Source organism: Paludibacterium sp. (assembly GCF_019232825.1).
In the GTDB taxonomy this organism is placed as follows: Bacteria; Pseudomonadota; Gammaproteobacteria; order Burkholderiales; family Chromobacteriaceae; genus Paludibacterium.
Genome location: NZ_JAFAND010000080.1, coordinates 1 through 22,467 on the forward strand (window position 1 = coordinate 1; position 22,467 = coordinate 22,467).

The 22,467-nt window shown below is 65.0% G+C and carries 18 protein-coding genes; 5 read left to right on the forward strand and 13 right to left on the reverse strand.

The window, feature by feature from the left end; all coding sequences use genetic code 11:
* Window positions 1-295: 295 nt before the first annotated feature.
* Together JOZ06_RS10010 and JOZ06_RS10015 are read left to right on the forward strand one after the other, a co-directional pair.
* Window positions 296-430 carry a hypothetical protein gene (locus JOZ06_RS10010; RefSeq protein ID WP_293231980.1) on the forward strand — a complete coding sequence of 45 codons (135 nt, stop codon included), beginning with the start codon at window positions 296-298 and terminating at the stop codon, window positions 428-430.
* 61 nt (window positions 431-491) lie between these two features.
* Window positions 492-2,366, forward strand: a complete 1,875-nt coding sequence (locus JOZ06_RS10015; protein ID WP_293231982.1) for an AI-2E family transporter — start codon at window positions 492-494, stop codon at window positions 2,364-2,366.
* A gap of 28 nt (window positions 2,367-2,394) precedes the next feature.
* Here the strand turns inward: JOZ06_RS10015 and JOZ06_RS10020 are convergent, their stop codons facing one another.
* From JOZ06_RS10020 to JOZ06_RS10065, 10 genes are all read right to left on the reverse strand, one after another.
* Window positions 2,395-3,444, reverse strand: coding sequence for an ABC transporter ATP-binding protein (locus JOZ06_RS10020; protein WP_293231984.1), 1,050 nt, complete (start codon window positions 3,442-3,444; stop codon window positions 2,395-2,397).
* Complete coding sequence (locus JOZ06_RS10025; protein ID WP_293231985.1) at window positions 3,441-5,051, reverse strand: iron ABC transporter permease; 1,611 nt, start codon at window positions 5,049-5,051, stop codon at window positions 3,441-3,443. Before JOZ06_RS10025 ends, JOZ06_RS10020 begins: the two co-directional genes overlap by 4 nt.
* 4 nt (window positions 5,052-5,055) lie before the next feature.
* A complete protein-coding gene (locus tag JOZ06_RS10030; protein WP_293231987.1) occupies window positions 5,056-6,072 on the reverse strand; it encodes an iron ABC transporter substrate-binding protein in 1,017 nt (338 codons plus the stop codon).
* 161 nt (window positions 6,073-6,233) lie between these two features.
* On the reverse strand, window positions 6,234-6,848 hold the full coding sequence (locus tag JOZ06_RS10035) for a LysE family translocator (protein ID WP_293231989.1): 615 nt from the start codon (window positions 6,846-6,848) through the stop codon (window positions 6,234-6,236).
* A gap of 88 nt (window positions 6,849-6,936) precedes the next feature.
* Window positions 6,937-7,872 carry a LysR family transcriptional regulator gene (locus JOZ06_RS10040; protein WP_293231991.1) on the reverse strand — a complete coding sequence of 312 codons (936 nt, stop codon included), beginning with the start codon at window positions 7,870-7,872 and terminating at the stop codon, window positions 6,937-6,939.
* Window positions 7,873-7,898: 26 nt separating this feature from the next.
* On the reverse strand, window positions 7,899-8,687 hold the full coding sequence (locus JOZ06_RS10045) for a hypothetical protein (protein WP_293231993.1): 789 nt from the start codon (window positions 8,685-8,687) through the stop codon (window positions 7,899-7,901).
* Between the two features lie 153 nt (window positions 8,688-8,840).
* Entirely contained in the window at window positions 8,841-9,218 is a 378-nt protein-coding gene (locus JOZ06_RS10050; RefSeq protein ID WP_293231995.1) for a nuclear transport factor 2 family protein, read from the reverse strand.
* 201 nt (window positions 9,219-9,419) lie between these two features.
* Entirely contained in the window at window positions 9,420-10,583 is a 1,164-nt protein-coding gene (locus JOZ06_RS10055) for a hypothetical protein (protein WP_293231997.1), read from the reverse strand.
* 139 nt (window positions 10,584-10,722) lie between these two features.
* Window positions 10,723-11,142 carry a hypothetical protein gene (locus JOZ06_RS10060; RefSeq protein ID WP_293231999.1) on the reverse strand — a complete coding sequence of 140 codons (420 nt, stop codon included), beginning with the start codon at window positions 11,140-11,142 and terminating at the stop codon, window positions 10,723-10,725.
* 27 nt (window positions 11,143-11,169) lie between these two features.
* On the reverse strand, window positions 11,170-11,961 hold the full coding sequence (locus tag JOZ06_RS10065) for a hypothetical protein (protein WP_293232001.1): 792 nt from the start codon (window positions 11,959-11,961) through the stop codon (window positions 11,170-11,172).
* Between the two features lie 158 nt (window positions 11,962-12,119).
* On the opposite strand from JOZ06_RS10065, the gene JOZ06_RS10070 reads away from it, so the two are divergent.
* Both JOZ06_RS10070 and JOZ06_RS10075 read left to right on the forward strand, forming a co-directional pair.
* A complete protein-coding gene (locus JOZ06_RS10070; protein ID WP_293232003.1) occupies window positions 12,120-12,917 on the forward strand; it encodes an aspartate/glutamate racemase family protein in 798 nt (265 codons plus the stop codon).
* Between the two features lie 98 nt (window positions 12,918-13,015).
* Window positions 13,016-16,216 carry a PAS domain S-box protein gene (locus tag JOZ06_RS10075; RefSeq protein ID WP_293232005.1) on the forward strand — a complete coding sequence of 1,067 codons (3,201 nt, stop codon included), beginning with the start codon at window positions 13,016-13,018 and terminating at the stop codon, window positions 16,214-16,216.
* 11 nt (window positions 16,217-16,227) lie between these two features.
* Here the strand turns inward: JOZ06_RS10075 and JOZ06_RS10080 are convergent, their stop codons facing one another.
* A complete protein-coding gene (locus tag JOZ06_RS10080; protein WP_293232007.1) occupies window positions 16,228-17,109 on the reverse strand; it encodes a LysR family transcriptional regulator in 882 nt (293 codons plus the stop codon).
* A gap of 109 nt (window positions 17,110-17,218) precedes the next feature.
* On the opposite strand from JOZ06_RS10080, the gene JOZ06_RS10085 reads away from it, so the two are divergent.
* Window positions 17,219-18,676, forward strand: coding sequence for an MFS transporter (locus JOZ06_RS10085; protein ID WP_293232009.1), 1,458 nt, complete (start codon window positions 17,219-17,221; stop codon window positions 18,674-18,676).
* Window positions 18,677-18,720: 44 nt separating this feature from the next.
* Here the strand turns inward: JOZ06_RS10085 and JOZ06_RS10090 are convergent, their stop codons facing one another.
* Window positions 18,721-19,683 (reverse strand): D-glycerate dehydrogenase, encoded by a 963-nt coding sequence (locus tag JOZ06_RS10090; RefSeq protein WP_293232011.1) that lies wholly within the window; start codon window positions 19,681-19,683, stop codon window positions 18,721-18,723.
* Window positions 19,684-19,714: 31 nt separating this feature from the next.
* Window positions 19,715-22,330 (reverse strand): tetratricopeptide repeat-containing sulfotransferase family protein, encoded by a 2,616-nt coding sequence (locus tag JOZ06_RS10095; protein ID WP_293232013.1) that lies wholly within the window; start codon window positions 22,328-22,330, stop codon window positions 19,715-19,717.
* Between the last annotated feature and the right edge of the window lie 137 nt (window positions 22,331-22,467).

Here is a 22,467-nt window from a genome sequence, read left to right on the forward strand (position 1 = left end):
AGCGTGCGTTCGCGAAGCAACGCACGACCTTCCCATAATGTGTTCACCTCTAGGAGGATGAAGCAGGCGATTTAAATCATGGTGGCCACAACAGGATCAAGGGGTCTGGCAACGCGACGAAGACGCCCCGCCATGCCCATCGGAGCCGGCCCAATGTTCAGGAAACGTTAGTCGTTGGCTGCGCGCAGCCAACGACGCCATGCGTCTGCCCTGGAGATAGTGCATCGGCAAGGATTGCCCTATATGCTATTTGCTTGAATCAGACAATCAACCGACATCTTGGCAAGGGCGCCACATGCACATCCGTCTCGACGATCTCCACGGCGACGCCATCGTCCAACTTCTCGGCGAACACCTGTGCGACATGCACGCCAATTCGCCGCTTGGCAGCGTGCACGCGCTCATGACATTGATGCTCCAGGAGTCCTAAGACGCCGCGATTGCGGGTATGCTGTGCACCTATCTTTAAGCCGCCATATTAGGAGAAGCCCATGTCCCATGCCCGCGCCGAACCCGCATCCCACGGGTACGCCGGCCAGATCGTCGCCACTGGCGTGGTGTTGGCGCTGCTTTACCTCGGACGGGACGTGCTGATTCCGATCACCCTGGCGGTGATGCTGAGCTTCCTGATCGCGCCGCTGGTGCGCAAACTGCGTCATCTCGGCCTGCCGCAGAGCGTGGCGGTCTGCGCGGCCGTGGCGGCGCTGACCGTGGGACTGCTGTTTACCGGCATGGAGATCGGCAGCCAGGTGATCAAGATCGGCGCCGCCATGCCGCAGTACGAAAGCACCATTCACGACAAGCTGGCTGAGCTCAACCAATTGACGCTGGGCCGGCTCGACATCTTGGCGCAGCGCGCCGACGCGGTCATGCGCGAGATGGCGCCGCCGGCCGGCGCCTCGGCGCCCGCCGCGCATGTCGCGGCCGTGCTCAACGGCAGCGGCGGCGAACCGATTCCGGTCGAGCTTCATCCGCCGCGCCCCGGTCCGCTGCAACTGCTGCTGAACATCTTCAATACCGTGTCGCGGCCGTTGGAGACCACCGGCGTGGTGTTGATCGTGCTGCTGTTCATCCTGTTCGAACAAGACACGCTGGGCGACCGCTTCGTCCGCTTGGCCGGACCGGGCAATTTGCGCGCCACCACCGCCGCGGTGGGCGATGTGGCGCAACGGTTGTCGCGCTATTTCGTATCGCAATTCGGCGTCAACTTGGCCGTCGGCGCGGTGATTTGGCTCGCGCTGGCGCTGTTGGGTCTGCCGCAAGCGTTCTTGTGGGGTGCGATGGCGGCGCTGTTGCGTTTCGTGCCCTACATCGGCGTGTGGATCGCCGGTCTCTGCGCCACAGTGCTCGCCGCCGCCATCGCCCCGGGCTGGTCGCAGGCGGTACTGACCGCGGCGGTATTCCTGGCCACCGAACTATTGGTATCGCAACTATTGGAGCCGCGGCTGTATGGCCACAGCACCGGGCTGTCGCCATTGTCGGTGGTGGTGTCCGCCATTTTCTGGAGCGCGCTGTGGGGACCGGCGGGATTGGTGTTGTCCACCCCGCTGACGCTGTGCCTGGTGGTGGCGGGCCGCTACTTGGCGGCGCTGCGCTTCCTCGACATCCTGTTCGGCGACGTGCCGTCGCTGAGCCAGCCGGAGCGGTTCTACCAGCGGGCGCTACGCGGCGACAGCCACAGCATCGTGCTGAGCGCGCGCCAGTTTCTCAAGGCGCAATCGCTCGGCGCCTTCTGCGACAAGGTGCTGATGCCCGCGCTATTCATGGCCCGGGCCGATTTCGAGCAGCAGGCGATCACCGACGACGAGCGCGACAAGGTCAACCACTCGGTGGCGGCCCTGCTGGTGGCATTGGCCGGGCAGCGCGAGCGGCACCGGGTTTCGGTGTCGGTGCTGGACGGCGAATCGCTGGCGCGTAAGCTGCGCCTGCAACGGGAACGGCAAGGCGGTCGCTGGCAAGGGCCGCTCGATGTGCCGGCCGCCTCGGTGGTGGTGGTGATCGCCGTCGGCGGCGAGTTGGACGAGCTGGCCGCCGAGGTACTGGTCTGGGCGCTGCGCGCGCAGCAGATCGACGCCCGCCGCATCGCGCTTGACGAACTGCGGCCGGCCGATGCCGCCGAGGCGCCGGTCGACATCGTGTCGCAGTTTTGGTTGGTGAGCGCCGAAGCGGCGGACATCGGCGCGGCGCGGGCGGCGGCACGGGCACGCCTGCCGGAGACCAACAAGGTCATGACGCTCAGTCTGCACTCGCCGTACGCCGCGGGGCGCGATCCGCTCCCCGCCTCGCCGGACGATTTCGGCAGCTACCAGGCGGCGATCGAATGCTGCAAATCGGCAACCGCCCAGGGGGCGCTGGCCGGGTCATGACCGGGCCGGCGCTCGCCTCGCGGCAGCGCTAATCGCCCAACACATGCGCGTGACCGTCGACGGCCACGCGCACCATGCTGCCGAGCGCCGGCAACGCGAGCCCGGCGTATTTCACCTGCAATGTGACCGCCTCTTCCCCATCGCGCGCGGGCAGCACAATGTCGAGCAGGCTGCTATGCCCGCCGAAATCGATGTCGGCGACCCGCCCCTGACAATCCGCGCCGTCGCCGGCCGGCAGCAAGCGCAGCTGTTCCGGCCGCAGCATGATGCGTGCCGTCCCCGCCACCGCTTGGCCGGGCGCCGGCAAATCCCCCAACGCGCAATGGGCGCGGCCGTTATGCAACCGGGCCGGCAAAATCACCGCCTCGCCCAGAAACAGCGCGGTGGCGCCGTCGCGCGGATGCCGGTACAGCTCGGCCGGCGTGCCGTGCTGCACCAGCCGCCCTTGCCGCATCACCGCCAGCTGATCGGCGAACGACAACGCCTCCGCCTGATCGTGCGTCACCAGAATGGCGGTAATGCCCGTCTCACGCAGCAGCTGCGCCACCGCCTTGCGCATGCTGACGCGCAAGCCGGTATCCAGCGCGGAAAACGGCTCATCCAGCAACATCAGCCGTGGCCGCTGCGCCAGGGCGCGCGCCAGCGCCACACGCTGCTGCTGCCCGCCGGACAACTCGTGCGGCCAGCGCGTGCCCAGGACCGGGTCGAGCGACACCATGGTCAACAGCGCATCGATGCGGGCGCGTTTGGCGTGGCGCGTCTCGGACAAGCCGAAACCGATATTGTCCGCCACGCTCAGATGCGGAAACAGCGCCCCGTCCTGCGGCACATAACCGATCCCCCGCTCGTGCGCCGGCACGGCGCGGTGCGCGTCGGCCAGCAGTTGACCGTCCAACGCGATGCGGCCGGCGTCGGGAAACTCGAAACCGGCGATCAGCCGCAAAAGCGTGGTCTTGCCCGAGCCGGAGGGACCGACAACCGCCATGCGGCTGCCGGCGGCGATGCTCAGCGTGACGTCGTCGACCGCGGGCATGGCGCCGTAGTGCTTGCTCAGTTGGTGAATGTCGATCGCGGTCATCGGCCAGCACTCCGTCTGGATTGGTGATAAAGCAGCCACGTCAGCGGCAGGGAGAGCAGAATCATCAGCAGCGCATACGGTGCTGCCGACACATAGTCGATTTCGCTGGTCAACGACCAAAAGCAGGTCGCCAGCGTGCGCGTGCCGTTGGGCGCCAGCAGCAAGGTAGCGGTCAGTTCGTTGGTGATGGCCAAAAACACCATGGCGGCGCCGGCGGCGGCGCCGGGCGCGGCCAGCCGCAGGGTCACGCGCCACAGGGCGCGGCCCGGCGACACGCCCAGGCTCTGCGCGGCGTTTTCCAGCGTTTCCGGCGCCTGCGCCATGCCGGCGCGCAGGCTGATCAGCGCACGCGGCAAGAACATCAGCACATAGGCGAGAAACACCGTCAGCAGCGTTTGATAAATCGGCCGCGCCCAATGGATGGTGACCGTCACCAGCGCCAATGCCACCACGATGCCGGGCATGGCGCTGGCCAGGTAATGACAGCCCTCCCACACGCGATTGAGACGGCTGGGATGGCGCACCGACAGCCAGGCCATGGGGATGGCCGCCAAGGTGGTCAACACCGCGCCGGCGAAGGCCAATAGCAGGGTTTGCCCCAATGCCGGCAACAGGCTCTGCCACGGCCAAGCGCCCAGGCCGCCGATCAGCAGCCAGCGCCCCAGCGTCAGCAGCGGCACGCCCAGCGTCAATGCCGCCACCGCGCCGTTGAGCAACAGGCACAGCGCCGCCATGGCCGGCGACAGCCGCCGCGGCGCGATGGACCGGGCGCTGCCCGAGCCGACGCGGGCATAGCGGGCCCGGCCGCGCATGCGCGCCTCCAGCGCCAACAGCAACAGACAGCAAAGCGCCAACACGCCGGCCAGCATGTTGGCGGCCGGGCCGCTGAATGTGGATTGGAATTGATCGAAAATGGCGGTGGTAAAGGTATCGAAGCGGATCATCGCGTAGAGCCCATACTCGGCCAACAGGTGCAGACCGACCAGCAGCGCGCCGCCGCCAATGGCCAGGCGCAGCTGCGGCAGCACCACCCGCCAGAAGATGCGCCCAGGGGATTGACCCAACGACGCGGCGACGTCTTCCAACGCCGGATCGAGCCGGCGCAGCGTGGCCGCCACCGGCAGGTACAGAAACGGGAAATAGGCGATGACCGAAATCAGCACGCCGGCCGCCAAGCCGTGCAGCGACGGCACCAGGCTGACCCAGGCGTAACTGTGCACGAACGCCGGCACGGCGATGGGCGCCACCGCCAAGGCCGACCACATGCGCCGCCCCGGCAGGGTGCTGCGCTCGGTCAGCCAGGCGAGCCCCACGCCCATGACGATGCACAGCGGCACCGTCAACAGCACCAACGACACCGTGTTGATCAGCAGCTCGCCGACGCGGGGCCGGAACAGCAGGGTCACGATGGTGGCCCAACCGGTCTCTAGCGCCACGACGGCGACAAAGCTCAACGGCAGCAGCGCCAGCAGGGCGATGGCCACCACCAGCCCCGTCAGCCAGGGGACGGCACTGCCGCCGCGGCGCGCGGCGGCGGGCAGGGCGCGGGCCGTCGCGACGGCCGGCTCGGCAAACGGCGGCAAGGCGCGCGAAAGCGGTTCCGACATGGCGTTACAGCAGGCCAGCCTGCATCATCAGATCGATCACCTTCTTGCCGTTGAGCTTGGCGGCATCGACCCGAGGCGCGTCCAATTCGCTCAGCGGCATCAGCTTGGGATTGGAGGCGGCGCCTCGACCGACCGCATATTCAAATGCGTTGCCAGTGCGCAGCACCGTCTGCCCTTCTCCGCCGGTGATCCACTTCACGAAGGCCTGCGCCTGTTGCGGGTGCTTGCTCGATGCCAGCACGCCGGCGCCGGACAGGCTGACGAACGCACCCGGATCCTTGTGCTTGAAGTAGTACAGCGCGGTGTTCTTGCTGTTTTCGCCGGTCTTGGACTGGTCGACGAAACTGTAATAGTGGTAGATCACGCCGCCTTCGACCTGGCCGGCATTCACCGCCTTGAGCACCGTGCTGTTGCCCTTGTAGGCGACGACGTTGGCCTTCATGCCCTTGAGCCAGGCAAGCGTGGCCGCCTCGCCCTTCAGGGCCAGCATGGCGCTGACGATGGCTTGGAAATCCGCCCCGCTGGGCGACGCGGCCCAGCGGCCTTGCCACTTGGGCGCGGCCAGATCGAGCAACGACTTGGGCAGGTCGGCCGGCTTGAGCTTGTCCTTGTTGTAGACGAATACCGTCGAGCGGGCGGCGATGCCGATCCACTTGCCATGGACGGGCCGGTAGGCCGGCGCCACCTGGGCCAACGTCGCGGCCGGCAGCGGCGCGAACAGGCCGGCATTGTCGACCAGCGTCATGGCCGGCGAATTCTCGGTCAGAAAGACGTCTGCCGGCGACGCCTTGCCCTCTTGCACGATCTGATTGCCCAGCTCGCTATCGCTACCGTTGCGCAAGGTCACCTTGATGCCGGTGGCCTGGGTAAAGCCATCCACCCAAGCTTGCGTGAGATTTTCGTGCTGGGCGTTGTACACGACGATACCGTCGTCGGCCTGCGCGGCCTTGGCGCCAAACAGGACGGCCACGGTCACGGCGGCCAGCGCCATGTTGCCAAGACGGGAAGAGAGGGAAGCCATAGAGCCTGAATTCCTGGTCAAGAAACAGCGATGAGAAGAGGCGGGCGCGATACTCCCAAAGCATGCGCCTACGAATTAGGACTAATTATAACGATTAATTTTGATAATGGGAATGATTTTCATTTAGATCGCTGGCGCCGCTGACCAACGGCAAGCAGCGATCACAAGGTCAGCACGCGCACGCTCATGAGCAGCAGCACCACGCCGGTGGCCCGATTGACCCAGCCCATGCGGCAACGCAGCAGGGTCAGCACGCGCGGATGGGACAGCAGCAGCGCCACCAGCGAATACCAAGCCATGTCCAACACGCCGGCCAACAGCACCATGCCCGCCTTGTGCGCCCACGACATGCCCGGCACCACGAACTGGCTGAACAGCGCCAGGAAGAAGACCGCCAAATGCGGATTGGACAATGCCACGACCAGCCCCTCGCGCGTCGAGCGCCACAGCGACGAGCGCGCTTGCGCCGGGTCCGCTAGCGCCGGACCGTCGCCCCCCGCGCGCAGACTCTGCCAGCCGAGCCAACACAGAAACGCCGCGCCGGCCCAGGTGATGGCGCGAAACAGCCACGGCTCGGCGGTCAACACCAGCGCCAGTCCCTGCACCGCAGCCAGCGCGAACAGACCGACGCCGACGCCGTGGGCCGCCGCGGCGCACACCCCTTGTTGCCGGCTGCCGCCGAGCGTTTGACGGATGATCATGGCCAAACTGGGTCCGGGCGACATCGCCCCCAGCAAACACACCCCGGCCAATGGCAGCCACGCGGTGAAATTCATACGCAATCCCTCTTTCTCAACGGCAACGATTCATGAGAAAGCAGTCTAGCCGGCATGCACCATGCAGGGAACGGCTATCTCCTCATGGTCACCATGAGAAATTTTCATGCTTGGTGATGCCGTAGATCGAGTGGTACAGCACGTCGAACACTTGCTTGCGGAACCACTGGTGTGCCGGATCGCGCTCCATGCGCCCGTGCCACAACAGCCAATAGCGGTAGGTGTGCGCGTCGAACGGCAGCGGACGGAAGCTGACCGGGAATTGCAGCGCGAAACGCGCCGCCAGGTGCTCGGGCAAGGTCAGCAGCATCGTGCTGCCTGCCACCACACGCAGCGCCGACACGAAGAACGGCACCGAGACCCGCACCTCGCGCCGCAGTCCGGCCTGGGTCAAATAGTGGTCGACGAAGCTATCCTTGTCGCTGGCGGTGGTGATGCGCGCATGCGGCCAGGCCAGGTAGTCGCTCAGCTCGAACGTCGCCTGGCGGCACAGCGGGTGGTCGTGCGCCATCACGCAAACCGGCTTGTCCTGTCCTAGCGACATGCCGTGCAGATTGTCCGGAATCCGCTCGGCGATGGTGGTCACCAGATCCACCCCTTCGTCGACCAGAATGTCGAACCGCCCGGCCTGCCACATGCGGAAAATCAGCGTCAGCCGCGGCGCCTGCGGCAGCACCTGGCGCAGGATATCGGGAAACATGTATTCCGCCAGATAGTCCGAGCCGGCGAACTCGAACTGGCGCGCGCACGTGGCCGGATCGAAGCGCGGCAGCTGCGACAGGCCGTCGATATCGGCCAACACCCCCTTGAGCGGCAGCCGCAGCGCCTCGGCGCGCTCGGTCAGCACAAAGCGCTGCCCCTCGCGCAACAACAGCGGGTCCTCGAAATGGTCGCGCAACAGCGCCAAGTGGCGGCTCATCGCCGATTGCGTCAGCGCCAGGCGCTCGGCCGCCCGGGTCAGGTTGCGCAATTCGAGCAGCACGTCCAGCGAACGCAGCAAATTGAGATTGAGAGAAGACAGCATGACGATCGTCCTTCACCGTCAAGCGGTTAATCGTTTGCGGCGGAATCGGACGCGTTATCCCTACTGTCCGCGCCAGACCGCAGCAGCGATTTACTCTGTGTCCATAAAAACAGCAGCGCGCCCAGCGGCAGAGAAATTGACAGCGTCCAGCCACCAAACAAGGGAGCAAAATAGCTCTCACCCAACAAGAGCAAGCTGACAGGGTGGAACAGCCATTCCCCCGTGGTCCAGTTAAGGCTGAATTGACCTAAGCCGACAAGAATGAACAGTATCCACAGCCACTTGCGTTTAACCTCCTTGCTCCTTATGCAGCAGACCACGGCAAATATCATCAGCAGAGGAATGAGAACGCAGGAGAGCAGAACAAAATAATGGAGCGGACCTTTACCTGCCAGAGTAAATCGGTTGATGTGCTCGAGCGAGTCGGCGCTCTGATAGACGTGCATGCCGGTAAGGGTGACGCCTGTCGCGCTCTTTTGACTCGCCACGTTAATGATCAGCCACTTATCGGAGAATTGGTATTCGTAAGTCAGGTTGACGGTTGTCCAGGCCTTTAGCGTGGAAGAGTAATCGGACGCTCTCCAATCGACCACCTTCGCGGAGAGCGGGGCTTGTTGCGGCAGCAGTCCAGCCATGGCCACGAACGTCTCATGGGCTTTGGCGCTTTTGAGTCCGGGGTCGAGATCTTTCTCGAGCTGGTCGAACTGCCGGTTCTGCAACAAGGCGATATAGTGTTTAGCCGTGGTCATGTCCTGTGCCGGCACCTGCTGTTCGATCGCGGCGTCCTCTCCACAACCGCCCAGCAGGACGAACAAGGCAAAAACGGGAATCCATATTCTCCACCGCATACTGCCACCCTGATTATTATGCAAATTTGTTAGGTGACAGTGTACCTGATCCATATCGATTGACGACAGGACGGCAAGAGAACGGTCAATGACGTTTTCAACGCCAATCGGGGCCGGTCATCACCGTTGCGGCAGCGCCGCCAGATAGGCCGCGTACGGCGCGGCGTCGTAGATGAACTGATCGGCGACGATCTTGCCGGCCCGGACGGTGAGATGCTCGGTCACGTAGCCCCCTTTCACCGGCAGGGTGTCGGCACGGTAGACGATCACCGCCCGTTCTTCGTCGCCGAACAGCGCCTGCAGCGTGAGTTTTTCCAGCATGCGCGCGAAGCCCTCGTGAAACCCGCGATAGGCTTGCACCCCCGACAGCGACCCCGCGGGACTGTCGCAGGTGACCTGCTCGGCGGCCAATGCCAGCACGCCCGCCACGTCCTTGTTGGCCATCGCCTCGAAGTAGGCGCGCGCCACTTTCACCGCCCCATTGATCTGCCTTGCCATGTCGTCCTCCCGCCGCGCGACGGTTGCCGCGATATGAGCAAGATAACAACGGCTAATGACAGTTTTTGTCAGCAGCACCTAGTAGCGTGCGTTCGCGCAGCAACGCACGGCCTCGGGCGCAAACAGAACGTGCATTGCTTACGGCGAATGCGTGCTACAAGCCTTTGGTAACGCAGAGACCACGGACCGGGGTGGATACACTCACTGCGGGATGCGCACCATCATGGCTGGCGCTACCCCCAGATCAGTTCCCCTTATCTCAAAGCCGGTATCACTGGCGTTCTTTCTGATGTGCACCCCCCGATAACCAAACACCAGCGGCTTGGTAAAAATACTGTCCATCGAGATCGTGCCGGTCGAACCTGTGGTGATGGTGCCGGACACACCAGGTAAGTTCTCCTGCGAGCTCTCCATGCCGGTCAGCAGGCTGACCACCGCCGCAGACAACGCCTGGGTTTGCGCGTCTTGACCGGATGCAGTGCCACCATTGCCAGCGGGGGCTTGCGTCTTGCCGGCAGTGGCAGCGCTAGCCTGCAACTTTTGGATCGTACTTAGTGTATTGGCCACCGTACTGCCGCTGGACAACACGGTATTCAGCTGCATCTGTGCGGTGGCGGCCTTGCTGGACTGCAGTTTCAAGCGGATGCCATTGGCCAGGAACACTTCGGAAACCACGACTGCCTGAGCGTACAAATTTAACGGCTGGCACTCGGCCTCTTTGGCGTCAAGCGCCTTCTTGAAATCCTCCCTGCCGAGTTCGCCATTTGGACCAATCTGCTCCTTCACCAACGGCATGATCTTTGCCTGTGGCAAGCCGTAATAGGATGCGGAGGTGATAGACAACGAACCCGAGTCCACCTCCTGGCTGCTGATGCCAAACCGTCCCAGCGCAACCCCGGCGGGAATCAGCGCCGAAAGGCTACGGCTATCTAGCGAGGCATGCATCGCATCCGGAAACGCAACCAACTGCAAATGGGTAAACGTTCCGCTTGCCGAGGTGTTTTGCTGAATGCTCGGCTGCGACGCAGCCTGTCCGCCAACCACTTTGTTGATCGGCATGATCAGGCGGGTACGGTAGTAGTCTTCAAGTAATTGTTTGATCGTCGTGGCATCCAAGCGCGTCCAATACGTGGAAATGGGCAATACCTGCTTAGATGGATGAGTCGGGTCACTCCCGGCACATAGGATGAAAACGTCGCCCGGCTGAATATCTTCGCGAATAGGGAACACCGGTTCAACTTGCATCTGACGCAGCTCCTGCCCCCAACTGGTTGCCACTGATTGCGTAGGATCCGTTGAGCTACAACCCAACAAAAGCGACACGGCGCCAAGCGAACAAGCGCTGATATAGAGGGTCCGCATCATGTTCTCTCCTGCTACAAACAAGAAGATATTTGTATATGAAAAAATATATTATTATGCAAAAAAATTACCATGAATTAATAATCAGGCGCATCGCCTGACCCGATTCCGCGCCAGGCGACCACCCGGCGCGGTCGATCCGTCACTTGCCTTGCAGGGTGTGAAAAGTGCCCAGCAGCACGATCAGCGCATCGCGGCAATCCGCTTGGCGTGGCGTGTCGGCGCGCAACGCCGACAATGCACGGTCGATCGACGCGTCCAGCCGATGCCAGTCGGCCGGCGCGCGCGGCTTGAGGCCCGCCTCAGCCGTGTCCCACGCGATTTCCAGATCCTTGATCCTCGTCTTGGCTGAAGCCAGATCGCCCTTGTCCACGCGTGCGGCGACGTCGGCGGCGATCACGCTGAATGGCGTCAAATCGCCCAGCGCCGAGGCGGGGGCACTAGCCGCGGCGCTCGTGCCGCTCGGGGAGGACACGGAAGAAGGCGCCGGTGGCGCCGACTTGGAGCAGGCGGCCAGCCCCAGCAGAAACAAGACGGCCAACAGCCGGCGTGTCGTCAACATCAACATACGGTTCCCTTTCTCAAACGCTCAATCGGCCGCATCGGCAGCCTGCGCCAACGGCGGGATGGGTGCGCGCCGTTGCGCCATGCCGACGAGCAGCACGATCACCGACAAGAACAAGACGCTGGTCCACATCGGCCCCATGCCAAGACCGCCATAGTCGCGCGCTTGGGTCAGCCAATCACCTAATGCCGCGCCGAATGGCCGCGTCAAAATGTAGGCAATCCAAAAAGTCAGCACCGCATGGCAGCGCAGGCGCCATGCCAGCCAGGCTAAACCGATCAACGCGCCGAACACGAAGACACCCAACACGAAGCCCAGACGCAGCGCCTCGGTCGCCAAGTCGCCGGCCGCGGTGCCCAGGGCAAACGTGCACAGAATAGCGGCCCAGTAAAACAGTTCGCGTCGGCGCGTTGTGACGGCGGCAATCGACAAGGTGCGCTCAATGCGATACCAGACAAAGAAAATGCCGGCCAATACCATGGCGAAGGCCGCGGTGCTGACATAGAGACTGACACCCAGGCCATCGGTGAGCAGATCGGTGATTTGCGTGCCGACCACGCTGACCAGCACCACGCTCAACCAATAGGTCCACGGCGTGTAGCAGCGCGCGCGCAATTGCGCCGACAGCGCCACCAGCAACAACGCCCCCATGGCGACACAGGTCAAGCTCTGCCCCCAGCCTGCGTTGACCGCGAGAAAATCGGCGCCGGTTTCGCCGACGGTGGTGGACAAGATTTTGATGATCCAGAAAGACAGCGTGACGGCGGGCACCTTATTCAATAAGGCCCGCGCATCCGCCTCGGCAACGGTTTGCATCGGTGCGACTCCTTCGCAAAAAGATAAAAGGACAGGGGGAGCTTAATAGGTCAGACTTAGCTGATACTTAACCGCCGGCAACGGCACCGAGCTGGCGGTGCATACACGCCACACGACGAATGCGTTATGCTCATGTCCTTTCATTCAAAACAATACCCATGACGCCATTGCACCAACCCGTCGGCATCTTCGATGCCGGCATCGGCAGCTACGCCATCGTCGAGCGCGTGCGCGCCCATTTTCCCCAGCAGGACATCCTCTACCTCGCCGATCGCGCGAGCTTTCCCTATGGCGCCAAAACGCCGGCCGAGCTGCTCGACGCGGTCGGCGCCGCCACGCGCTATCTGCTCGGCCAAGGCTGCGCGGCGGTGATCCTGGCCTCCAACGCGCCCAGCATCGTGGTGTGGGAGGCGCTCCGCGCCGAGGTCGACGCGCCGATCATCGGCGTCTTTCCGCCGGTAGGCGACGCGCTGGCCGCCTCGTCGAGCAAGCAGGTAGCTGTGCTCGGGGTGAAATCGATGGTGACGAGCCAAGCGATGCACGACTACGTGGCGCGCGAACGGCAAGACGCGGGGGAGGTCGCCTTGATCAACGCCTCGCCGCTGGTCGACCTGGTGGAAAACTTCGCCTTTCTGCGCGACCCGGACGGCACGCAACAAGCGGTCGGCCGCTTCATGGCCGAACTGTTGCAAGCAGAGCCGCACATCGACGTCATGACGCTGTCGTCGACCCATCTGCCCTGGCTGCGGCCGTTCTTCGAGCGCGCCGCGCCGCGCGTCACCTTCCTTGATCCGGCCGATAGCGTGCTCGATCAGCTCCGCCCCTACAACACGTCCGGCGCCGGCATCACCCGCTGCGTGGCGACCGAGACCGCCGCGCTGACGTTGACGGATTTCAACGCGGCACTGGCGGCGCTGGGTTCGCCGCTGCGGGCGACGTTAACGACATCCCCTTAAGTCCAGGCGGCCGCGAGGACCTCGCGGCATCGCCTAATGCCATGCAAATTTAGTCACATCGCAAACTATCTCCTATACATAAGATTTGGGCATAGCGTTTGACGGACCTCGCCGCCGGCAGCGCCGGCGCGGCGGGCATATTCTTCGTGACGGCATCGGTCTGGCGGGAGTTTCGGATGTTGAGCGCGTTTTTCACAACGGGCGACCCCCTGTCGCTCTATATGCAATCGAGCTACAACCCCTGGCTGGTGGCGTTGTCGCTGGCGATCGCCATCATCACTTCTTGCCTGGCGCTGCAGATCGCCGGGCTCGCGCGCCACGCGCAAGAGCGCTGGCTGCGTCACGCGGCGCTGCTGTCGGGCTCGATCGCCATGGGTTGCGGCATCTGGGCCATGCACTTCATCGGCATGCTGGCCTTCACCCTGTGCAGCACCATCCGCTATGCGTTCTGGCCGACGGTGCTGTCGATGGTGCCGGCGCTGTTGGCGTCATGGTTCGCCTTGCGTCTGCTGGCCAGCACACACATCAACACGCGCCGGCTGGTGGTCAGCGGCGTGCTGGTCGGCGCCGGCATCGGCGCCATGCACTACAGCGGCATGGCGGCGATGGAAATGGCGCCGCTGTTGCGCTACGACCCGCTCTGGTTCGCCGCGTCGATCGTCGTGGCGGTGCTGTTAAGCACCTTGGCGCTGTGGATCCGTTTCGGGCTGCGCCATACCCGCCTGAACGACACGCTCTCCATCCTGCTTAGCGGCATCGTCATGGGCTGCGCCATTACCGCCATGCACTATTTCGGCATGGCGGCGGCGCGCTTCATCGGTGTGAATGAGCCCGGCTTCGCGCCATCGGTCAACAACGTCGCCTATTTGGCCCAGGCCATCACCCTGACGGTCTTGGCATTGGGGGCGCTGATTTTCGGTGGCAACATCCTGCTGCGCTATCGCCCGCTTTATCTGTCCGCCCAAGCCAATGAGGCCAAGCTGCAAGCGGTGGTCAACACCATGGCCGACGGCATGATCACCTGCGACGCGGAAGGGACGATTCTGACGGTCAACGAGGCCGTGCCACGGCTGTTCGGCCAGCCGGCCGAGGCGCTCATCGGCCAGAACATCCGCGTGTTGATCCCGGCACCCCACCAACTTCGGCGCGCCGAGGACCTCAGCACGGCGCCAGGCCTCGATCTGCCGCGCCTGGCCGGCAGCGAGCGCGAGACGGTCGGACTGCGGCACGATGGCGCCACGTTCCCCCTCCGTCTGGCGGTCACCAAGACGCTGCTGCCGGATCAGGCGTTATACGTCGCCTTCATCGGCGATCTGAGCGAAAGCAAGCGCATGCAGCGCGAGCTGGCGGCCAGCGAACAGCAGCTGCGCTCGCTCATCGGCAATATCCCCGGCGTCGCCTTCCGCAGCCGCAGCCATGAGCCGTGGGAAAAGCTCTTCATCAGCGACGGCATCGAAACGCTCAGCGGCTGGCCCAAGGAACTGTTCATCAGCGGCGAGAAAACCGTGCTGGAGCTCGTTCACCCCGATGACCGCGAACGGGCGCGGCTCGCGATCTATCAAGCGCTGGCGCGGCGCCTTCCCTACGTGGTCGAGTACCGCATCCAACGCCAGGACGGCACCGAACGCTGGGTATCGGAAAGCGCCAGCGGCGTCTTCGGCCCGGCCGGTCAGGCGGACTTCATCGACGGCGTCATTCTCGACATTACGGCGTCGAAGCTGCGCAATGCCGAGTTCGAAAGCATCGTGCACGCCATCAGCCGGGCCATGGCGGTGGTGGAGTTCGACATGCAGGGCTACATCGTCGACGCCAACGATCACTTTCTGCGTTTGAGCGGCTATGCGCGCGACGAGCTGATCGGCATACACCACGGCGTTTTCTGGGTGGCCGAAGGCAACGGCAGCAACAATCTGGCGACGCTGTGGCAAGCGCTGCGCCGCGGCGAGTTTTGCAGCGGCGAATACGCGCGCCGGAGCAAAAACGGCGAGTTGATCTGGGTGTATTCGCATTACAACCCGATTCTTGGCGCCGACGGCAAGCCGTATAAGGTGCTCGGCTTCGTGGTCGACCTCACCGAGCGCAAGCAGTTGGAAATCAGCCTGCTGGGCGCCAAGGAGCGCGCCGAGGCCGCCACTGCGGCCAAGAGCGCCTTTCTGGCCAATATGAGCCACGAAATCCGCACGCCGATGAACGCCATCATCGGCTATGCCGACTTGCTGCTCGACACCCCGCTGGAAACCAGCCAGCGCCAGCACTTGGAAACCATCGAGCAATCGGCGCGCAGCCTGCTGGGGCTGCTCAACGATATCCTGGACACCGCCAAGCTGGAGCAAGGCGCATTCCAACTGGAGCACGAGCCGTTCTCGATGCATCAGGTCTGCCAGGGGGTGATCGACGCGCTGTTTCTCAGCGCCACGGCCAAGGGCCTGCAGCTGCGGCTCGATTACCCGGCGTACATGCACGACATCTACATCGGCGACGCCTTCCGCCTGCGCCAGGTATTGCTCAACCTGATCGGCAATGCGATCAAGTTCACCGAACACGGCTACGTCGATTTGAAAGCCAGTAACGACCAGGGTCCGGTGATCTTGACCATCAGCGACAGCGGCATGGGCATGAGCGCGGAGACGCTCGCCAAGATATTCGCGCCGTTCGTGCAGGCGGAAGCCTCCACCGGACGCCGCTTCGGCGGCACGGGCCTGGGTACGACGATCTCGCGCCAGCTGGTGGAAAAAATGGGCGGGCAAATCGAGGTGGAGAGCACGCTGGGCCAAGGCAGCGTGTTCCGCGTGATCGTGCCGCTGCCGCGCGGTAGCCAAGCCGCGGCGTTGAAGGCGCCGCCGGCGTTGGCGTCCGCCTTGCCGGCCCTGCATATCCTGATCGCCGACGACGTGCCGGCCAACCTCAAGCTGATCCAGCTGCTGCTCAAACGCAAAGGGCACACCGTCGAGACCGCCACCGACGGCGCCGAGGCACTGGCGCTGGCACGCGCCGAGCACTTCGACATCATCCTGATGGACGTGCAGATGCCGAACATGGACGGCCTGGAGGCCTGCCGCCAGATCCGCCAGTGGGAAAGCGAGCAAGACCGGCCGGCGGTGCCGATTCTGGCGCTGACGGCCAGCGTGCTGCACGAAGACAAGGCCGCGGCGGATGATGCCGGCATGAATGGCTTCGTGACCAAGCCGATCAACCTGGCCGATCTGGAGGCCGAGATCGCCAGAGTGCTGAACCTGGCGAACATGTCGATAGAGGAACGTGCATTGCCTACGGCGAATGCACGCTACGATGGGGCGTAGGGTGCCGGGCCCTAGCCGGTCTTGAGCATCCGCGCGCAGACGAAGTCGACGAAGCTGCGGATTTTGGGGCTCTCGTGGCGGCTTGACGGCCACACCGCCCAGAACGTGCCGCGCTGCGGCAGGCAATCGCTCAGCGCCGTGTCGAGCGTGCCTTGCGCCAAGGCCTCGCCGATCAGGAAATCGGGCAGATACGCCAACCCCAGCCCCCGGCCGGCGGCCTGTATCAGCGCCTCGATACTATTGCACACCAGCGTGGGCGGGATGTGTTCGGCGACCGGCGAGAGCGCCCACGGCTGCAGTTTGCCGGTAGTGGGGAATTTGTAATGCAGGCAGGCGTGGCCGGCCAGCTCCGCCGGTCTGCCTGGCTTGCCGCGGCGGGCAAAATACGCCGGCGAGCCAACGACGCAAAACCCGAACGGCGCGATCGGCCGCGCCTTCAGACGCGAATCGCGCAGCTGGCCGCTGCGGATAACCACGTCGAATCCTTCCTCAATCACGTCCACCAGCCGGTCGTTGAAATCCAGGTCGAGCGACACCGACGGGTAGGCGCGCAGGTAATCGTCCAGCATCGGCAACAACATCCGGTAGCCGATCAGCGGCAGGCTGACACGCAGTTTGCCCTGCGGCGTGTCGCGCGTTTGGGCAATGGCGTGCTCCGCCTCCGCCAGATCGGCCAGGATGCGTTGCCCGCGCAGCAAAAAGGTTTCGCCCTCGGCGGTGAGATGCAGATGCCGTGTGCTGCGCTGTAGCAGCCGCACGCCCAGCCTGGCTTCCAACCGCGCCACGCTCTTGCCCACGGCCGAGGCCGACAGCCCCAGCAAGCGGCCGGCGGCGACGAAACTACCGCTCTCCGCCGTGCGCACGAAGGCCAGCAACCCGTTCAAGTTCTCCATGCCATTCAATCCATTTTGTCCGTACTGAGTGGATATACAGGTTATTTTTTCCTGTTACCGCGCAATTTAGCATGGGCTCGCTAGAGAAATCATTCTCAAGGGAGAAACCATGTCGTTATCTGATGATGTATCGCGGCGGCTGGCGCTGCTGTCGGTCTGCCTGGCCGCGCTGGCCATGCCGTTATCGTTCACCGCCCCCGCCATCGCCATGGCCGGCATCCGCCAGGAATTGGGCGGCGGCCCGGTGGCGCTTGCCTGGGCCACCAATGCCTTCATGCTCGGCTTCGGCGCGAGCCTGATGGCGGCCGGCACGCTGGCCGACCGCTGGGGCCGGCGCAAGCTATTTTTGCTCGGCACGGCGTTGTTCTCGCTGGCGTCGCTCGGCCTGACCCTCGTGCCGAGCCTCTTGGCCTTCAATCTGCTGCGCGCGCTACAGGGACTGGGCGCCGCCGTGGCGCTCTCTTCCGGCTTGGCGGGGCTGGCGCAGCGTTTCGGCGAACACGAGCGGCTGCAGGCATTCAGCTGGATCGGTACCGCCTTCGGCATCGGCTTGGCCTTCGGGCCGATGATGTCGGGGTTCCTCATCGGCGCGGCCGGCTGGCGGGTGATCTTCTGGGCGCCGGTGGCGCTGACGGCGCTGGCCTTCTTACTGGCGCGGCGCGTCTGGCCGGAATCGGCTGATCCGTCGGCACGGCTGGACTGGCCCGGCTTGGCGGGCTTTACCGCCTCGCTTGGCACGCTGACCACCGCCTTGCTCTGCTTGCCCGATTGGGGCTGGGACTCCCGCCGCTTCCACCTGGCCATGCTGGCGTTTTTGCTGTTGACCGGCCTGTATCTGTGGCAGGCGCTGCGCGCGGCACGGCCGATGCTCGACTTGCGGCTATTCCGTTATCCCCGCTTCGTCGGCGTGCAAACGCTGGCCGCGGCGCCCGCCTATGCCTTCGTGGTGCTGCTGGTGCTGCTGCCGGTGCGCCTGGTGGGCGTGGAAGGCGTGAGCCCGCTCGTCGCCGGTCTGGACATGATGTGGATGACGTTGCCCATGCTGGCGCTGCCACTGCTGTCGGCACGGCTGAGCCGACGGGTGCCGGCGGCGGTGCTGTCGGCGGGCGGGCTGCTGGTTTGCGCGCTCGGCTTGAGCCTGCTCGGCACGACGGCGCGCATCGACGGCAACGGCACCGCCGGGCTTGCCATGGCGCTCATCGGCGTGGGCATCAGCTTTCCGTGGGGGGTGATGGACGGACTGGCGGTCAGCGTGGTGCCGGTGGAACGCGCCGGCATGGCGGCGGGCATCTTCAGCACCACGCGGGTCGCCGGCGAGGGCGTGGCGTTGGCGGTGGTTGGCGCCGTGTTGGCGGCGCTGATTCGCGCGCACTTACCGTCGGACGCCGCCGGTGCCGCCGCGCAACTGGCGATGGGCAACCTGACGGCCGCCTCGGCCGGTCTGCCGCCGGCCCTGCTGACACAGGCCTACGCGCAAGCCTTCCAGACGTTGGCCTTCGGTCTGGCGGCCGTCACCGCGCTGACGGCGTTGACGGTCTACGGCTTCTTGCGGCCGAGCGCCGCCTAGGGCCTGTCTGCCGGCCGCAGCCGCAAAAGGTTGGCAGACAGCCCCTAACCCACCGGGGTCAACGGCGGACGGCCGCTCAACACCGCGGCCAGGTTGTCGAGCGCGCACTGTCCCATCAAGTTGCGCGTCTCGACGGTCGCACTCGCGGTGTGCGGCGTCAGGAACACGTTGGGCAGCCGGGTAAAACGCAAATCGAAATCGGGCTCGGCGGCGAAGACATCCAGCCCCGCCGCCGCCAGCTGGCCACTCTGCAACGCCTCGATCAACGCGTCCTCGTCCACCAGCTGGCCGCGCGAGGTATTGATCAACACCGCGCCGCGCGGCAACAGCGCCAAGGTCTCGCGGCGGATCAGCCGATGCGTTTCGATGCCGCCGGGCGCGTGCAGCGAGAGGAAATCGCAGCGCGGCAGCATGGCGCGCAAATCGTCGAAGTAACAGGCATCGTGTTCCAGCGCCGACGCTAGCCGATGACGATTATGGTAGAGGATGGTCATGCCGAAACCGCGCGCACGTTGCGCCACCTCGCGGCCGATGCGGCCCATGCCGACGATGCCGAGCGTCTTGCCGCTCACTTTCACCCCCAACATGTCGCCAAAGGCCAACGGCCGGCGCCAGCCGGCCTGCATCAGGTCGCGATACTCGCCGGCGCGCCGCGCCGCGCACAACAGCAGCATCATGGCCATGTCGGCGGTGCACTCGGTGGGGCCGTCGGGTACATTGGTCACCAAGATGCCGCGCGCCTTGGCCGCCGCCACGTCGATGTGTTCGTAGCCGGCGCTGACGGTGGCGATCACGGTCACGCAGGCCGGCAGACGGGCGATGGTGGCGGCATTGAACGGCGTGGTGCCGCCGATCATCAGCCCCTGCGGCTGATGGCGCTCGATACGGACAAGCAGGGTATCGGTATCGGGAATATCGTCCTGCGACAGCAGGGCGTCGAATTCGGCGGCGGCACGCGCGGCGACCGCCTCGGGCATGGCCCGGGCAACGACAATTCGCGGTTTCATAGCGACCTTTCTTCCGGTTTACAGACTGACCCTAGTGCGTTTCCACCAGCATCCGCTGCCAAGCAGCTTCCTCTTCCGCCAGTACCGCATGCATGTCGCCCAGCCAAGGCGCGAAATGCTGCCAGCGCTGCATCGCGTGCCTGTACAACGGCTGACGCACCTGCGTCATGCTGGCGGTGCGTACGCGGCGTCCGGTCGAATGGAATTGCAAACAGGCCGGATCCCAAGGCAAGCCGATGGCATCGAGCAGGCGCCGCACCTCCTCCTCGGGCTGTTGCACCACCCGCTCGTACGCCACGGTCAGCACGCGCCCCGGCATGACCTGCTGCCAGTGCCGCATCAGCCGGCGGTACAGCAGAAAATGTCGCGCCACGCCGACCTGGTCGAAGCACTCCTCGTGGCCGGTCAGGAACGAAGTGGTAAAACAGGAAAAACAGGTGTCCATCGGCGAACGGGCACAGTGGACGATGCGCGCCTCGGGCAGCATCAGGCCGATGAGGCCGAGGTAGAGGTAATTGCTCAGCATCTTGTCGCAAATGACCTGCGCCGACGGCGCCAGCCGCCACAGCTGATCCAGATAGTCCTGGCCCAGCGCGTGCAGCCGCGCGATCTGCGCCTCGTCTGGCGGTCCGTTCAGAATCGCCAGCGCCGGTTCGACGAACTGCTGCATCAGCGTCAGTTCGCCGCCGCCATGCACGGCGGGATGCGCCGCCAGCATCTGCTCGACCAGCGACGAGCCCGAGCGCGGCATGCCGACGATGAACACCGGAACGCGGCGGGCCGGCGAAGCCGCCGGCCGCGCCCACGCGCGCCACATCGACGGGGTGAACGGCTGGCCGAGACGGTCGATCTGCGCTTGCGCCGACGCCTCGTCATAGGGCATCAATCCGGCGCGCAGGCGATTGCCCTGGTCGTAGCAGGCAAAGGCCTGCTCGTAGTCGCCCGCCTTTTCCCAGGCTTTGCCCCAAGCGAGATGGAACATGATCCGTTCCGCCAGCGGCCACTTCGGCAGCTCAGCCCGCAGACGGGATAGATGAGCAAGCCGGGGGTCGTCGGCCCGCAGCGGCAGCATGAACATCACCGCGGCGACAATGCCCGGCTCGGTCGGCGCCACCGCCAGCGCGCGCTCGGCCAGCGACGTCGCCTCGTCCATGCGTCCGACGCTAAACAGCAGGTCGGCGAGATTGATCAATTTGCGCGGGCCAGCGGGATCGCGCGCCAGCGCCGCGCGCAGGCACTGCTCGGCCTCGTCCGTTTGCCCCAGATCCCCCAGCACCATGCCGAGATTTTCCAGCGTGTCGATATCGTCCGGCCGCAACGCCTGGGCGTGCCGCAACACCACGGCGGCATCCGCCGCCCGGCCTTGCTTGCGCATGACGATCGCCAGGAACTGATGCGCGCGCAGATGCGTACGGTCGAGCAGCAAGGCTTGCCGCAGCGACCGCTCGGCCAGCGGGTACTGGCCCAGATCGAGCAGCAGCGTACCCAGATCTGTCAGCAGATCCGGCGTGGGCGGGTAGCCGGCCAGGGCCTTCTGGTACACGGCCAACGCCTCCTTGGCGCGGTCTAAGCGCTGCATCAGCAGCGAAAATTGCCGGCAGCTGACCGCATCGTCCGGCTGCCGGGCCAGCGCGGCGTTGAGCGCCGTTTCCGCCTGGTCGAACCGTTCTTGCTGCAGCAGCACCTCGACCAGATTGTGGCCGACCTCCGGCAACGTCGGCGCTAGCTCCCCCGCCAACCGGAACAGCTGCTCGGCATCGACCAGGCGTCCTTGATCGCGCAGCACGCAGGCCAGATTGTTACAGGTCGTCGCCCGGCGCGGGTCGAGCGCCATCGCGAGCCGCAGGCGCTTTTCCGCTTCCGGGAGCTGCCACCGCTGGCGCAACAAATTGCCGAGATTATTGAGCACGTCGATCGACTGCGGCGCGCACCGCAGCGCCTGGCGGAAAGCCGTCTCGGCATCGACGGGCAAGCCCATGTCGCGCAGCGCGTTGCCGTGCAGCAGATGAAAACCGGCCTCGCCCGGCGCAAACAGACAGGCGGCTTGCAGGCACTGCCGCGCCTCGGGCAGACGCCGCTGCTGATATAAAAGCGTGCCCAGCCGGCTCCAGGCCCAGGCATCTTGCGGCGCGAGCCGCACTGCCCGCTGCCAGGCGGCTTGCGCCAGATGCGGCATCTGCAGCGATTCGGACACCAGCGCCAGCATCTTCCAACTCAGCGGCTGCAAAGGGGACTGCCGGCAGGCGTCGAGTACGCCGGGCCAGCTATCTAGCGCGTTTCCCGCGTCGATTTGGGCGATCAGCGCCTGGCGCGCGGCGTCGATCCTGTCGGGCTCGGCCGCGAGGGTTTGCCCGGCGTCCTCAGCGCCGTCCGCCTGAAAATGCCTCAGCAGGGCGCTTTCGACCGGCGTGAGCGTGGCCTGCGCTTGCAGCCAGGCCCGCGCCTGCGCCGCCTCGCCCAGCTGCGCCTGCGTCTCCAGCCAGATCAGCCTCGCCGCGGACGGCAGCGCGCCGGACGACGATTGCAGTCCTTGCAAACTCGCCATGGCCTGGCCGGGGGACCGTTGCCGCAACGCCAGCAGCGCATCCGTCACCGCCTGCGCCGCCTTCTCCTCCGCTTGACCTTCCATGCCGCCCGCGTTTGCCATGCACGCCCTCTCCCTCATCGCCGTCCGGATCATGGCTGCATTGTGCCGGGGGGGATGGCGGCGGCGCCAGCGCTTCTTTCTCCAAGGAAGAAACGTGCAATATTTATTCGCCAAATATCACATCTGGCCAACATTAC

Coding starts and splice junctions, on each gene's coding strand:
- JOZ06_RS10010 (WP_293231980.1), top strand. CDS start 296: ATGCACATCCGTCTCGACGATCTCCACGGCGACGCCATCGTCCAACTT.
- JOZ06_RS10015 (WP_293231982.1), top strand. CDS start 492: ATGTCCCATGCCCGCGCCGAACCCGCATCCCACGGGTACGCCGGCCAG.
- JOZ06_RS10020 (WP_293231984.1), bottom strand. CDS start 3,444: ATGACCGCGATCGACATTCACCAACTGAGCAAGCACTACGGCGCCATG.
- JOZ06_RS10025 (WP_293231985.1), bottom strand. CDS start 5,051: ATGTCGGAACCGCTTTCGCGCGCCTTGCCGCCGTTTGCCGAGCCGGCC.
- JOZ06_RS10030 (WP_293231987.1), bottom strand. CDS start 6,072: ATGGCTTCCCTCTCTTCCCGTCTTGGCAACATGGCGCTGGCCGCCGTG.
- JOZ06_RS10035 (WP_293231989.1), bottom strand. CDS start 6,848: ATGAATTTCACCGCGTGGCTGCCATTGGCCGGGGTGTGTTTGCTGGGG.
- JOZ06_RS10040 (WP_293231991.1), bottom strand. CDS start 7,872: ATGCTGTCTTCTCTCAATCTCAATTTGCTGCGTTCGCTGGACGTGCTG.
- JOZ06_RS10050 (WP_293231995.1), bottom strand. CDS start 9,218: ATGGCAAGGCAGATCAATGGGGCGGTGAAAGTGGCGCGCGCCTACTTC.
- JOZ06_RS10055 (WP_293231997.1), bottom strand. CDS start 10,583: ATGATGCGGACCCTCTATATCAGCGCTTGTTCGCTTGGCGCCGTGTCG.
- JOZ06_RS10060 (WP_293231999.1), bottom strand. CDS start 11,142: ATGTTGACGACACGCCGGCTGTTGGCCGTCTTGTTTCTGCTGGGGCTG.
- JOZ06_RS10065 (WP_293232001.1), bottom strand. CDS start 11,961: ATGCAAACCGTTGCCGAGGCGGATGCGCGGGCCTTATTGAATAAGGTG.
- JOZ06_RS10070 (WP_293232003.1), top strand. CDS start 12,120: ATGACGCCATTGCACCAACCCGTCGGCATCTTCGATGCCGGCATCGGC.
- JOZ06_RS10080 (WP_293232007.1), bottom strand. CDS start 17,109: ATGGAGAACTTGAACGGGTTGCTGGCCTTCGTGCGCACGGCGGAGAGC.
- JOZ06_RS10085 (WP_293232009.1), top strand. CDS start 17,219: ATGTCGTTATCTGATGATGTATCGCGGCGGCTGGCGCTGCTGTCGGTC.
- JOZ06_RS10090 (WP_293232011.1), bottom strand. CDS start 19,683: ATGAAACCGCGAATTGTCGTTGCCCGGGCCATGCCCGAGGCGGTCGCC.
- JOZ06_RS10095 (WP_293232013.1), bottom strand. CDS start 22,330: ATGGCAAACGCGGGCGGCATGGAAGGTCAAGCGGAGGAGAAGGCGGCG.